Origin of the sequence: Bradyrhizobium sp. ISRA464 (genome assembly GCF_029910095.1) — a bacterium.
In the GTDB taxonomy this organism is placed as follows: Bacteria; Pseudomonadota; Alphaproteobacteria; order Rhizobiales; family Xanthobacteraceae; genus Bradyrhizobium.
This window is the reverse complement of sequence record NZ_CP094526.1, coordinates 5,848,890-5,862,090: the sequence shown is the minus strand read 5'-3', so window position 1 is coordinate 5,862,090 and position 13,201 is coordinate 5,848,890. Positions and strand designations below refer to the sequence as shown.

Here is a 13,201-nt window from a genome sequence, read left to right as displayed (position 1 = left end):
GATTCGTGAGGACAGGTCCCACCGCATCTAATTCTCCGATGGCTTTATGCACATCGATGATGGCGCGTGCGGCGATAGATGGAAACAAGCCGCTGATCAGAGAAGCGGGAACCGCCGATGGTTATGGCTTGGGGTCGAGCGCCCCATCGTCAGCCCCGTAGTCGAAGTCGTCGTCGAGACTGGAGCCACATCTGGCGGACGAACAGCGCGGGATTTTCATGGGCTCGTCACTTCGGTCGCCTTTGAATGAGCATTCACCTGCCTTAGCGGAATGAAATAGTGATTGAAATCGTTACGGAATCTGGATAAATTCCCGATGTTCACATATATATGTGGAGACGTGGCATGCAGAGAAACACCACTTTGAATTTGCCCGATAAGCTGGTGTCGCGGGCCAAGGCCTATGCCGCCGAGCACGGCACGACCATGACCGCGATCATCCGCTCACATCTCGAGGCAGTCACGTCGTCGGGCGAGAATCCAATCGCGGACGATCCGCTTCTCGCTTACTCGCAGGGGCAGTTGTCCAGAAGCGAGGCCATTCGGATGCTGGGGCTGCGCGATTATGCGGAGCTTCTTGTTGCGCTGGGGGATGCGGATTTGCCGATGCCGTCGGCACCGCCGCATGAAATCGAGAACCAGGCGACGACCTTCACGAAGCTCTGGAGGCAATCGTGAAGCGCTGCACCGTTATCATTCCGGATGCCGGGCCATTCAACAGTCTGTGGGTCGCAGATCGCCTGGACCTATTGTTGGCGCTCGACATGCGCTTGGTTGTGGTGGACGCAGTCTACGATGAACTGACGAGCGATACGTCCTATCCGAAGGACAAGGACGTCAAAGCCTTCATCGACGGTCACCAGCCGCCGTTCGTCATCGAGAATACCGACATTGGATCCGAAGCGCGCGCAAAGCGGAAAGCTGGCGGAAGGCCAAAGAAAAATGCGGGTGAACTCGCCATCGTCGATTTCATGACCTCAGACGATGGTATGTCCAAATACGTGGCGACGGGCGAGCCGGTGGCCATTCTGTTTGAAGATGCGGGCGTTCGCGTCTTCAACAAGCCGCCAAATCTTCATCTGCTTTCAACGGTCGGAATGCTCAGGGGGCTTGAACGGGTCGGCATCATCGATTCCGCCGACAAGATCATCCACGAGATGACGCACCCTTCAAAACCCGACAGACGTCCTGCCAACGCGCGCGCGTTTACCGATCTGCCAGACGGCGTCGACGAACCTGCGGCGATTGGAAGCTCCTGGGTGCCAGGCAATCGGTAAGACGTCTAGGAAGCCGAGCGGCTATGCAGTCCGCCGATCAATCTCAATCGTCGGCGGTCGCGGCGGATGCCGATAGTGCGCGGTGAAGCGCTCTTCACCGCGCCTGCGCGGCGCCAGCACCGGCCGTTCCGATCGACGCCTCTCGTATGGCCGTTCCGACCAGGCGGGGGCCGACCAGATCGAGCGCATCGAGAATGTCGATCTTCCTGGCCCTGGCGAGATGCCGGGCGGCTTCGTGGCGCTCCGGAGAAACCATCCCCAGAACCCGCTTCTTGTGGGCCTGCCGCCGCGCGCTGGTGTCGCCCACGATGTCCCGGTAGGTCAATCGCGGCAGGGACTGTCCGATGCCGAGCAGTACATTGAGGGACGCCTGAAAATTGCATCGCCGATTCCAGCGAAACTCGAACTCATGAAGATACGCGTCGAGGTGCTTTTCGCGGAAGCCGTGGAACGTCCCGAGGCCCCAACGCTTCAGGTTCGAGAAGACACGATGGATGCGCTCGAACTTGATGTGGGCGGGCAACGCATTCTTTGCGCTGAGGTTGCTCGGGAAATGCTTCCGATCGGCAATGCCCTCATAGGAACGGTTCGCGTCTGTGTAGATGGCGCATCCGGGGGCCGTGTTCGCAACGACAAACGGCTGGATGTAGCGCCGTTTGTCCTCCGTCAGCTTGGCCAGCCTGATGCGGCCGGAGGTCCGGCCTTCACGTTTCTCGACCGCGCCGATGATGAAGATCTTGCCGACCAGGCTCTTGCCGTGACCGCCCTCGAGCGGATCGTCGAGCGTTCGATAGGGGATACTGCTCTCGTCGATCTCGATATCGCCCCGCAACGGAGTGCGGTGCGGGTTGACCATGGCCCGGCGTAGTTTGTGCAGCAGCAGCCAGGCGGTCTTGTACGAACCGAGGCCGAGCTTGGCCTGGAGCTGGAGCGCCGAGATCGAATTCGAGTGCGTCGCCACCAGATACGCCGCGATGAACCAGGTCCGGAGCGGCAGGTGGGTGCCGTGCATGACGGTGCCGGACGATCACCGACGTTTGGCGTCGGCAGGTTTGATCGGCGCCCTTTCCGGCGCATTCCCAGACCCACGGCTTGGCTTCCAGCCGCCAGCCCTTCCTGGATGTGTGGTGCGGGCAGACGGAGCCGTCGGGCCATCGGTTGCGGGCAAGGTGCTCGGCGCAAGCGTAATCGTCGTGGAAGTCGGTCATGAACCCCTCGATCGAGGGCGGTCGATCATGCTTCCAGCGCGCCGGGAAGACGGCTTCTCTCGCCATCCGCGGATCTCAACACGACTCCGCCAAAACCTCGATCGATACCGCTAGATATGGTTACTACCGGTGCAAACGGGATAAGCAACTCGGCCTTTTCCCGCGCACGGGCGGCTTCAATCGGTTCGAAGTTGCGCGCATCCGTATAGTAGGGTTCTGCGCCTTGCATGATGTCGTAGTGGGAAGCGTCGGGCAGGGCGTCCAAGACCGCCCGAAGAACGTGGACAGACGAGCCGAGCTCGTCTGAGAAGATATGTCCCTGGAAAGTCGCCATGTTTCCTTACCCATGACTCGGGTCGTTCGGCACCACGCCATACGTCCTCAGAATGGTGGTTTTGGTTTCCGGATATCCGGTGCGAACGATTGCGGTGGCGTCGGCGTAACCGAATACTTTCCACAGCTGCTTCGCGTACTTTACCGCCGAGGCGGGGGTAGCGCACTTGAATTGCTCGCCAGCAACGAGTCCCTGTTCGGTCGACGACCTGCGCCAGCTGTTCGATTGCGCCGAGCTCGGTCGCGGCTTTGTCACGCACAGCAACCAGTTGACGCTCCTGACCAATGGCGGTGGATCGAGACAATCTCGGCCGCGTCCGGCCGCACGCTGTTGGCGAGGCTCCGCATCCGCAAGGAGAGAAGCGTGCCGCTCCTGGTGGAGCTGGGAGCATGGCTGCGCGAACAGCGCTCCCGCGTCTCGTAATCAGCCTCGGTCGCCGAACCGATCAACTACATGCTCAAGCGTTGGGACCGATTTGTCCGCTTTATCGACGACGGCAGGGTCTGCCTTAGCAACAACGCGGCCGAACGCGCCTTGCGCGGATTTGCAAGCCTTGAGTCATTGTGCGCCCCTTCTTTAAGTGCTTGTAAACATTGGAAGCGTGTCCGCGTCAATTTCGCGAGACGGGCGACCCTTTCGGGCAATCGCTGTTTTGACCGCCTCGGACGCCAAATCGGCAGCTCGAATCTGACAGGGTGCTCGCGGAACAACCTGCACAGCAGGAAGAACGCCGCTGGAGACAAGGCGGCGGATCATATGACTTGAGACACCGAGCGCTTTTGCGGCCTCGATCTGCGTAAGCCATTCGCCGTTTTTTTCCGCTGAACGGTAGGCATGGATGCCACGCACACGGCGAATAGAGCTGACCCGATGTGCTGTCCAGGTCTTACCCATGCCGGTGGGCAAGCCCATGCGATTGAGCGTGGCGGCGATGTGCTCGTCAGACCAGCGCCCGGCCATGCTGCGGACAACAGCCAAGGCATCTTCCGCCGTGGAGGAACCGTGTTCACCGGAGCGCGGCTTGCGGATCCGAAGCTCGGAGTGCTGCCCACCCTGCCAATGGATCGTGAGCACAACGTCGCGTACCGCATCGTCGACGTCCGCGATGATGTCGACAATCAAGGCTCGCAGTAGCTGCTGGCGCGCGCGCATCGTCACATCAGGGGATTTCCAGGCTACGGACAGGTTATCCACCAGATCGGCAAAGGTGCCGGGATCGACCGCGTGGCCGGATGACTGATGGTCATTCTGGCGATTTTCCAGCTCGCGCAGACGGCGCAAAGCGTATTCCCAGTTCTTCTCCAACTGCGCAGCGATCAGGCGATTATCGGGGTCACAGGCAGCGTAGCGGCGCTCAGCAAGCGTGGCATCGTACCGGGCTTGCTGGAGTTCCAGATCAAGGATCCGGCGCTTGTCATCTTGGCGTTCCCGTTGCATGCGCTGCGCCTCGAACGCGGCCTCGATCGCCATGGGTTCTACCGCTCGTAACAGTTCTCGTGCAACTGCCGCGTCGATCTTTGAAGCACCGAATATCATACAGCGAAGCCGACCTGCCAGACTACCCTTGTCACAGCGGTAGACCGGGTAGCTGATTCGACCGCCCCTGTAGCTGACGCTCAGGCGCTGACCACAACGAGCGCACGTCAGAATGCCCGACAAGAGCGCCTGGCCGCCCCGGCCTGATTTTGCGCCATCTGGGCGACCGTAGGCGTTAAGCGCCAATTGCTTCTGGTTGCGCTGGTAGTCATCCCAGGTGATGTACCCTTCGTGATGATCCTTTATCATCACATCCCAGGTGCCCGCCGGTTTGTAGTGCCCGTAGGTCCGCCGCGCTCTTCCTTCGACAATCGCGGTTCGCTTCTCGCTTTTGCCGTATACGTAAACACCCGCATAGAACGGATTCTTCAGCACACTGATCACATTGCGGTAGCGGATGGGCTGCCAAACGAAGTTTGTCATGCGACCTTCATCAGCCGGTCGGGGGAAGTGGATTTGCTCCGCCTTCATCGACAACAACACCTGGCGAGCGCTACCAAGTTCGCGAAAGCGAGTGAAGATAAGTCGAATCACCTCTTGCAGACGCAGGTCAGCATCCAGGCCCAGACCGGCTTCGCGATGCCAGACATAACCAAACGGCACTGATAAGCGTAGCTCACCACGTTGGGCCTTCGCCCTGGCTGCGTCTAGCATCCGTGCCCGGATTATGCCCAACTCAAACTCGCTTATGCTTCCCTTCATGCCGAGCAAGAGCCGATCGTTCGGAAGGCAAGGATTATAAATGCCGTCGTGATCAATCACCCTCGCTTCAACAAGCCCGCACAACTCAAGCAGATGATGCCAATCGCGGCCGTTGCGCGCGAGCCGCGATGCATCGAAACAAATCACGGCGCCGACGGCTCCTGCGCACAACCATGCGACCAGCCGATCAAATCCGGGCCGGGCCACCGTTCCACTCGCCGAACGGCCGAGGTCATCATCAATGACTTCCACGTCGGAGAAGCCGTGCCGGCGCGCAATATCCACAAGATCGTACTGTCGCCGTTGGCTCTCCAGATTGGCCATCACCTGGGATTGCGTTGACTGCCGCACATAGACGACAGCTTTGCGCTTCAAGAGCGCTTCCGGGATCTGGTCAGTGTCGGGCATCACCGAGCTCCTCGACTACCAGGCCGGCGGCCTGCATGAGGATTTGGGCGAGCGTCAGTAACGCCTTCACCCGCGCCGCCTCGTTCATCCTGTCCAGCCTGTCCGGCTCGAATATCAGGCTCAGTTGCCCGACTGAAATCTGTGCAGCTACGCGCTCCTGCTTCATCGGCGTTCTCCCATACGACTCGATCGCTCGGGGAGTTTGCGGAAATGGCGAGCGCTGTGACCAGTCTCTTCAGCTCTGATAATGCAGCAAGATCAACTTGTGGTCGCCCGGAGGTCATCTCCGCGCACGCGATTGGATCTACCATCCAGCTGGGAATCGTGATGACCGTGCCCAATGGGGCTCGGATCCGCAAAAACTGACCTGTCGCGCGTTGCTCCACACGACGCACGTTCACCATCTGGCCAAAATAGGGATGCCAGCGATAGTGGACCTCAAAATCCTCCCCGACATGGGCAGAATGAACGGTAAACGGCGCTGGGACGTAAGTCCTGGCTGTTCGCGGGCTCGGATCGCGGAGCGGACCGCACCGCGGCCATGGCAACGCTGATCATGACCTGCCTATGCCGAACTCGGCATAGACAGGTTTGGACTAAACCGCTGCCGCGGTAGGGAGCACGTAGCACGGCCGCGATAGGAAAGCGGCGCAGAGTCTGCGGTTTCAACGATTCTTCGTTGCTGCGCGTCGCGCTGCCGCAGCAGTAGCCTCACTGAATAGGTAGCGGGGGATATTGATTATAGCAAAACGTCGCCGTTCTTCCGCGTGCGTTTCGATGTCGGCCTCCACAAAAATCTCGATAGTCTCCTCGCTGGCATGAACTTCGACCCGAACCGGTGAGTCTTCAAAGTCTACTTCGTGTCGGCGACCATTCCGCCCTCGGATAATTGCATGCGCCATTTCTTTGCTACCTCCAACCCTGCTTCTTGATCTTCTTCATGCGGTGCTTTTGATAATCAAGGACGGCTGCTGCGAGCGGCATCGAACGCGACACCCGCACATGGGTCAAAGATATAACGAGTGCTCTTCCGTCCTCTTCCGAGCAGGACAAATGGCACACGATACCGCCCTCGTCACCGGCGTACGACAGGTCCGAGACGACGTGGCGCTTCTGGTCGGCCTCGATGACATTTTCGGCTCGGAGATGTTCAATTAATGACGACGTCAATTCTACTTCAAATGGCGCCGCGGCCTTAAGCGCGCCGAGGAGCTGGGCGGTCTTCTTGGGATGATCGAGCATCTGCGGCATCCATCTTAAGCAGGGGAATCAAAGAGCTGTCGATCATCGATGATAGGGAATATGGCTCAACAGAGCCATTCCTTGAACGTCCAGGGTCCGACGCATAGCGCAACGACCGCGTTCGCGGTTCCGCCTCACCAGCCGCAGTGCCATCTCCATAGCCGGACTCGTGGACCGCGGTTCAGTGCAACCGAGCTTGGACTATACCGCTTCGCGATAGTGACTCGTGACGAGCTTCGGTGCCACCCGGCGATCTTCTTCCTGCATTCCTGACGAAGTTCAATTGCGGCACTCTAGAGGCGCTGCTTGCAGCACTTTCATATCGCAACGGAGCTTCCCATGACTGTTATTCGACAACGGATGACTGAGGACATGCAGGTGCGGAATCTATCGCCGCATACGCAGGCATCGTATCTCCAACAGGTATCGCTCTTCGCACGCTACTTCCGCACGTCGCCGGATGCTTTGACCCCCGAGCACATTCGGACCTATCAGATCTACCTCACGAACGAGAGGAAGCTGTTCCCCAACCCGATACATACGGCTGTCGCGGCGTTTCGTTTCCTTTACGAGGTTACGCTCAAGAAAGAATGGACCCTTGGAGAAGACATCCCCCTCCGAAGAAGCCACAGAAGCTACCCGTCGTCTTGAGCCCTGAGGAGGTTGTGCATTTCCTCAACTGCGTGGATTGCGGCAAACATCGGGTGATCCTGACAACTTGCTACGCGGCAGGCTTGCGCATTTCGGAAGCCGTTCGCCTGAAGGCCGCCGCCATCGACAGTGCCCGGATGGTTGTTCGCGTCGAGCAGGGCAAAGGTCGCAAAGATCGGTACGTGATGCTGTCGCCCATGCTGCTCGAAATTCTGCGCAGCTACTGGAGAGCCGTTCGCCCGCCGGAATGGCTGTTCCCCGGCATCCATCACGATCGGCCGCTCACGAAAGACGCGGTTGAAGCAGCCTGCCAGTAGGCGTATCGTTTGGCTGGTCTCTCAAAACCTGTCACCCCGCATTCGCTTCGGCACGCTTTCGCCGTGCATCTCCTCGAATCCGGTACCGATCTGCGGACCATTCAACTCCTTCTTGGTCATCGCAGCCTCGCCACCACGGCCAAGTACCTGCGCATCGCTACCAACAAGGTCTGCGCGACATCGAGCCCTCTGGACCTGTTGCCGCGGCCAATTGCCGCTCAACCTCAGCCGGCACCGCCAAACCACTTCTGATTTTTCAGACCGATGGCCCGCTCGGGGCCGGAAGTGGCGGACATCTTCCGCCGCTACGGCGCAGCCTATCGTGAGAGCCATGGCGCCTCGCTATCCACTGCACAGCGTCGCGTAATGAGCGCGATCGAACTGTGCCGCACAGCGGCACTTGGTGGTCATGTCGAGCACTGCGATCGCTGTGACCACCGGCGCATCTGTTACAACAGCTGTCGGGATCGCCACTGCCCAAAATGCCAATCGCTGGCTCGCGCCCAGTGGCTGGAAGACCGTCGATTCGAGCTACTCGACACCCAGTATTTTCACGTGGTTTTCACCGTACCGCAGCCTATCGCCGCCATTGCCCTGCAAAACAAGGGAGGTCGTCTACAACATTCTGTTCCGGGCCGCCGCTGAGACCTTGCGTACCATTGCGGCGGACCCCAAGCATCTGGGCGCGCAGATCGGATTCTTTTCGGTGCTCCATACCTGGGGCCAGGCTCTTTTTCACCATCCGCATCTGCATTGCGTGGTTCCGGGGGGCGGCATTTCCACGGATGGCACGCGATGGATTTCCTGCCGGTCGAATTTCTTTCTGCCCGTCGCCGTGCTGGCGCGTCTATTTCGTCGACTGTTCCTCGACTATCTCCAGCAAGCCTTTGATGGCGGCGACCTGCAGTTCTTCTCCTCCCTAGAACCACTTCGGATACGCAACACCTTCTTGCGTTACCTTGCTCCCATCCGGAAAAAGGACTGGGTGGTCTACGCGAAGCGCCCCTTCGCGGGACCTGAAGAGGTCCTCAAGTACGTCGCACGATACACGCACCGCATCGCCATCACCAACAACCGTCTGCTCGATATCAATGACGGCAAGGTTCAATTTCGCTGGAAGGATTATCGCGATGGCAGCCGCTACAAGACGATGACGCTCGGCGCCGACGAATTCATCCGTCGGTTCCTGCTTCACGTACTTCCCGACGGGTTTCAACGCATTCGCTATTTCGGATTCCTCGCCAATCGCTACCGGGCAGAGAAGCTCGCTCTGTGCCGACAGCTCATGCAAATGCCGCCGCCCACGGCCGCCCACGAAGCCAACACGGACTACAGAGATCGATATGAGGCACTCACGGGGTTCTCCCTAAGGACATGCTCGTTGTGTCGCTGTGGCACCATGGTAGTCATCGAGACTTTCAAATGCACATCCAGTCATAGCGGATACGTCGTGACCATCAACAGCAGCAACTCACCATCACATATCGACCGACCTTGCGCGATCACGCGAACAGGACGATTTTGCTTCGCGCAGCTCCACATCTCATTTCCAAGGCGCTTTTGTTGTCCTTGCCTCTTGTCATTGCATCGCGCGCATCGTCGCATCGGCTCAAATCTGCCGCTCTTCTTTATTCGCGGCTGCCTTCTCACGTCGCCGCAACTCCACGTCGGGCTGCAATGCCCATAGCAAGCTGTGGCACCGCCGTGCTCGGCAGTTTAGTCCAACACGTTTTTAGCCCACCGGCGCGGATCAAAAGTTTTCACACAACCGCTCAATGATGGCCGCGCCACTGCGCTAAAAACGCTCTGCATTATGCCGCCCGCCGAACTATGCCGAGTCGGGTCGTTTTCCCCAGATTTCTCGCTGACCGGCGTTTGGTCGGTTCGGCATAGTTCGTTCTGTGCCTCCGCTTTCAACAGGGGAGAACAGGAAGATGGAAGTTGAAGAGTACTTGGGCAGAAGCCGTCTGTACCGGCGTCTCAGAAGCGGGCCGCACGGACAGCTCGTCGAGCGCTACGCCGCTCGTCTCGTCGAAGAGAGGCTCGTTCGGCACGGCACGTGGCGTTGCCTCAACGTGGTTGGCGGGCTCCTGAGTTGGATCGCAGGCCGTCGCTACAAGCTGGTCGATCTCGATGAGCAGGTCGTTGAGCGGTACCTCCGACATCGAGGCGGGAGGCAGTCTATCCAACCCGGTGACCGGGCCGCGCTCAAGCGATGGCTGTCAGTGCTGCGCGAGGACGGCGCGATCGCGCCGTTGGTGCTTCCGCCTCTCACCCCGCACGAACGGATCTTCAAGGAGTTCGATGCCTACCTGCGATCAGAGCGGGGCTTGGCCCCGAGGTCCACCGTACGCCATCTCCCGGTCATCCGCGGGTTCCTGCACGAGGTGTGCTCCGGCGGCGCCGCCCTGTGCAAGATCAACCAAGAGGACGTGATCCGCTACATTGAGCGCCACGCCCAGGATTGGAGCCCGGGAACAGGCAAGGCGATGTGCTGGTCGTTGCGCGCCTTTCTCCGTTACCTCCACTATCGGGGGCTGAACGCGCGCCCATTGGCGGATTGCGTTCCATCGATGCGACGATGGAAGCTCGCAACTCTGCCGACCTATCTGCCCGCCGCTCAGGTGCGGAAGGCTCTCGACGGTTGCGACCGAAAGACGGTGATGGGACGGCGCGACTACGGCATTCTGTTGTTGCTGGCCAAGCTCGGCCTGCGGGCCAACGAGGTCGCGACGCTCTCCCTCGATGATATCGACTGGCGCGCCAGCGAGATACTCGTTCGCGCCAAGGGCCGCCAGCGCGCACGGATGCCGATACCGCCAGACGTTGGCGCGGCCATCGTTGCATATCTGCACAATGGCCGCCCAAAGTCGTCGTGCCGACGGTTGTTCGTCCGCACGCTCGCGCCACACGTCGGCTTTGCTTCCGGATGTGCGATCACCATGATCGCCAAGGCCGCTCTCGATCGCGTTGGAATCGAAGGTTGCGCACATCGCGGCGCCCATATCTTCCGACACAGTCTCGCTACCGAGCTTCTCCGATCTGGCGCGACCTTGTCGGAGATCGGACAGTTGCTGCGGCACGAGAACCACGACACCACCCGGATTTACGCGAAGGTCGACATCGATGCGCTGAGAACATTGAGCCTGCCCTGGCCGGGAGGCGTGCAATGACCAATCTGCGCTCCGCACTCGATAAGTACCTGAGCATGCGCTAGGGACTGGGATATAAGTACGAGCACGAGACCCGTCGGCTCGCCGACTTCGTCGCCTTCATGGAGAAGCGCAAAGCCAGGATCATCACGACGAAGCTGGCAATGGAATGGGCAACGCTGCCGCCCGATCGTCATGCATCCTGGGCGCTGCGATTGAGCGACGTGCGCGGGTTCGCGCGCCATGTCGCCAACTTCGATCCGAGAACGGAGGTGCCGCCCGTCGGCATGCTGCCCGGAAGCGGGCCAAGCCCTATGTCTACAGCGACGCGGAGATCGATGCGTTGCTGACGGCGCTGGCTCTGCCGCCAGAGGACGGGCTGCGCCGATGGACCTACCATACCTTGTTCGGGCTGATCGCGGTGACGGGCATGCGTATATCCGAGGCGATGGGCCTGGAGCGTGATGACGTCGGCCTCGACGCCGGCGTGCTGACGGTCCGGCTGACCAAGTTCGGCAAGTCGCGGCTCGTACCATTGCATATCCCAGTGCGCCCCGACGGCGCGCATCACCAGTGGAGGAGGATTCCACCCAGATAGTTGTCGATTGATCTGGTAGCTGACGAGCGGATCGGTCGGGTAACCGGCCGGTTCGAAGCCTCGTGACAAAGGCCGCCTTGGGCGGTCGAGCAATCCAGCGGGCCGTAATATGAGTGAAGTCTGAGCAGGCCTCGAAAGTGAAGATGCGGATGCCGACCCGCCTGAGATACGGGGAAGGCCGTGTGGATAGGGAAGCAATCGACGTGCGCACCTGTTTGATCCGCCGGGGTAGTGGACTCGGCACGCTGGAAGGGCGATGCGGGTAATCGGGGGAGACCCGCAGCGGGCGGAGGTCGCGTCTTCAACGTCGCAATTGGCGGCGGCCTGCAGCGGGAGTCGGACAGGGACGCGGTACCGTTGAAACCGGGTAATGCCGGCGGAGGGAAGGTCCCTGACTTCTGGTGTGCTTTCAAAGACGGTGAGGAAACAGGTGATTGGCGATGAGCCTCGAAACGCCTGAAAGGATCAGGACCCTTCAGAGAAAGCTCTATTGCAAGGCGAAGGCGGAGCCTGCCTACCGCTTCTATTTGCTCTACGACAAGATCTGCCGTGAGGACATTCTGCGCCACGCCTACGCGCTGGCCCGTGCCAATGCGGGTGCGCCTGGTGTTGACGGGGTGACCTTTGAGCAGATCGAGGCGTCGGGCGTGGAAGCATGGTTAGCGGGGCTGCGCGAGGACCTCGTTTCGAAGACGTACCGACCCGATCCGGTGCGGCGGGTGATGATCCCGAAGCCCGGGGGAGGCGAGCGCGCGCTCGGCATTCCCACGATCCGCTGTCGCGTCATTCAGACTGCCGCCAAACTCGTGTTGGAACCGATATTCGAAGCGGACTTCGAGGACAGTGCTTATGGCTATCGTCCGCGTCGCAGCGCGGTCGATGCGATCAAGGAAACGCACCGGCTGATTTGCCGGGGCTATACCGACGTGGTTGACGCCGATTTGTCGAAATATTTCGACACGATCCCGCATTCGGACCTCCTCAAATCGGTGGCCCGACGCATCGTTGACCGGCATGTGCTGTGGCTGATCAAGCTGTGGCTGCAAGCGCCGGTCGAGGAGCGGGACGGCAACGGGAAGCGGCGCATGAGTGGCGGCAAGAACAGCAAGCGCGGCACACCGCAAGGCGGTGTTGCAAGCCCGCTGCTCTCCGTCATCTATATGAACCGGTTCCTGAAGCATTGGCGATTGACCGGACGCGGCGAAGCCTTCCGCGCCCACATCGTCTCGTACGCCGACGACTTCGTCATCCTCAGCCGCGGCTATGCGCACGAGGCTCTGGCGTGGACGAAAGCGGTGATGACGAAACTCGGGCTGACGCTCAACGAGGCGAAAACCTCGGTGAAGGATGCCCGGCGCGAGAGCTTCGACTTCCTTGGTTATAGCTTCGGGCCGCATCGGTACCGGAAAGATGGCCATTGGTATCTGGGCGCGAGCCCGTCCAAGAAGAGTGTTCAGCGGCTCAAAGCCAAGGTGAGCGATATCCTGGTCCCCGGCAACACCGGGTGCTGGCTTGACGTGCGTGACCGGCTCAATCGCTTGTTGCGAGGCTGGAGCACGTACTTCGGCTACGGCACTCGGAAACCGGCGTACCGGACCGTCGATAACCATGTGTACGAACGGGTCCGCGGATTCCTGGTCCGACGTCACAAGGTGCCGTCGCGTGGCACCCGCCTCTTCCCGCGAGAGGCTGTGTTTGGCGCGCTCGGGGTCTTGCACCTCCGACGCGTCCACTTGGGACCGCCGCCGTGGGCCTTGCACTGAAGCCAGTCGGAAA

At 60.2% G+C, this 13,201-nt stretch carries 9 protein-coding genes and 4 pseudogenes; 8 read left to right on the top strand and 5 right to left on the bottom strand.

Features of this window, described 5'->3' with window-relative positions; all coding sequences use genetic code 11:
• Window positions 1-345: 345 nt before the first annotated feature.
• A complete protein-coding gene (locus MTX19_RS27410) occupies window positions 346-678 on the top strand; it encodes a DUF6364 family protein (protein WP_280980175.1) in 333 nt (110 codons plus the stop codon).
• Window positions 675-1,277, top strand: a complete 603-nt coding sequence (locus MTX19_RS27405) for a hypothetical protein (RefSeq protein WP_280980174.1) — start codon at window positions 675-677, stop codon at window positions 1,275-1,277. Before MTX19_RS27410 ends, MTX19_RS27405 begins: the two co-directional genes overlap by 4 nt.
• Before the next feature lie 301 nt (window positions 1,278-1,578).
• Here MTX19_RS27405 and MTX19_RS27400 read toward each other — a convergent pair.
• Both MTX19_RS27400 and MTX19_RS27395 read right to left on the bottom strand, forming a co-directional pair.
• Window positions 1,579-2,551, bottom strand: a pseudogene (locus MTX19_RS27400) (IS1595 family transposase); the annotation flags it as partial.
• Window positions 2,511-2,819 carry a hypothetical protein gene (locus MTX19_RS27395; RefSeq protein ID WP_280985559.1) on the bottom strand — a complete coding sequence of 103 codons (309 nt, stop codon included), beginning with the start codon at window positions 2,817-2,819 and terminating at the stop codon, window positions 2,511-2,513. The pseudogene MTX19_RS27400 and the gene MTX19_RS27395, both read right to left, overlap by 41 nt.
• A gap of 336 nt (window positions 2,820-3,155) precedes the next feature.
• Between MTX19_RS27395 and MTX19_RS27390 the strand changes: the two are divergent.
• Window positions 3,156-3,368, top strand: a pseudogene (locus MTX19_RS27390) (transposase); the annotation flags it as partial.
• 27 nt (window positions 3,369-3,395) lie between these two features.
• On the opposite strand, the gene MTX19_RS27385 reads toward MTX19_RS27390, so the two are convergent.
• The 3 genes from MTX19_RS27385 to MTX19_RS27375 form a co-directional block, all read right to left on the bottom strand.
• Window positions 3,396-5,465 (bottom strand): recombinase family protein, encoded by a 2,070-nt coding sequence (locus tag MTX19_RS27385; protein ID WP_280980173.1) that lies wholly within the window; start codon window positions 5,463-5,465, stop codon window positions 3,396-3,398.
• Entirely contained in the window at window positions 5,452-5,631 is a 180-nt protein-coding gene (locus MTX19_RS27380) for a hypothetical protein (RefSeq protein ID WP_280980172.1), read from the bottom strand. The genes MTX19_RS27385 and MTX19_RS27380 overlap by 14 nt, the downstream gene beginning before the upstream one ends.
• Window positions 5,632-6,374: 743 nt before the next feature.
• Window positions 6,375-6,707 carry a hypothetical protein gene (locus MTX19_RS27375; protein WP_280985558.1) on the bottom strand — a complete coding sequence of 111 codons (333 nt, stop codon included), beginning with the start codon at window positions 6,705-6,707 and terminating at the stop codon, window positions 6,375-6,377.
• Between the two features lie 339 nt (window positions 6,708-7,046).
• Here MTX19_RS27375 and MTX19_RS27370 point away from each other — a divergent pair.
• The 5 genes and pseudogenes from MTX19_RS27370 (at window position 7,047) to ltrA (ending at window position 13,188) form a co-directional block, all read left to right on the top strand.
• Window positions 7,047-7,927 (top strand): annotated as a pseudogene (locus tag MTX19_RS27370) (site-specific integrase).
• Window positions 7,928-7,939: 12 nt separating this feature from the next.
• Window positions 7,940-9,095, top strand: a pseudogene (locus MTX19_RS27365) (IS91 family transposase); the annotation flags it as partial.
• Window positions 9,096-9,609: 514 nt separating this feature from the next.
• On the top strand, window positions 9,610-10,848 hold the full coding sequence (locus MTX19_RS27360) for a tyrosine-type recombinase/integrase (RefSeq protein WP_280985557.1): 1,239 nt from the start codon (window positions 9,610-9,612) through the stop codon (window positions 10,846-10,848).
• A gap of 322 nt (window positions 10,849-11,170) precedes the next feature.
• Entirely contained in the window at window positions 11,171-11,425 is a 255-nt protein-coding gene (locus MTX19_RS27355) for a tyrosine-type recombinase/integrase (protein ID WP_280980169.1), read from the top strand.
• A gap of 440 nt (window positions 11,426-11,865) precedes the next feature.
• A complete protein-coding gene (gene ltrA / locus MTX19_RS27350) occupies window positions 11,866-13,188 on the top strand; it encodes a group II intron reverse transcriptase/maturase (protein WP_280980119.1) in 1,323 nt (440 codons plus the stop codon).
• Window positions 13,189-13,201 lie beyond the last annotated feature (13 nt).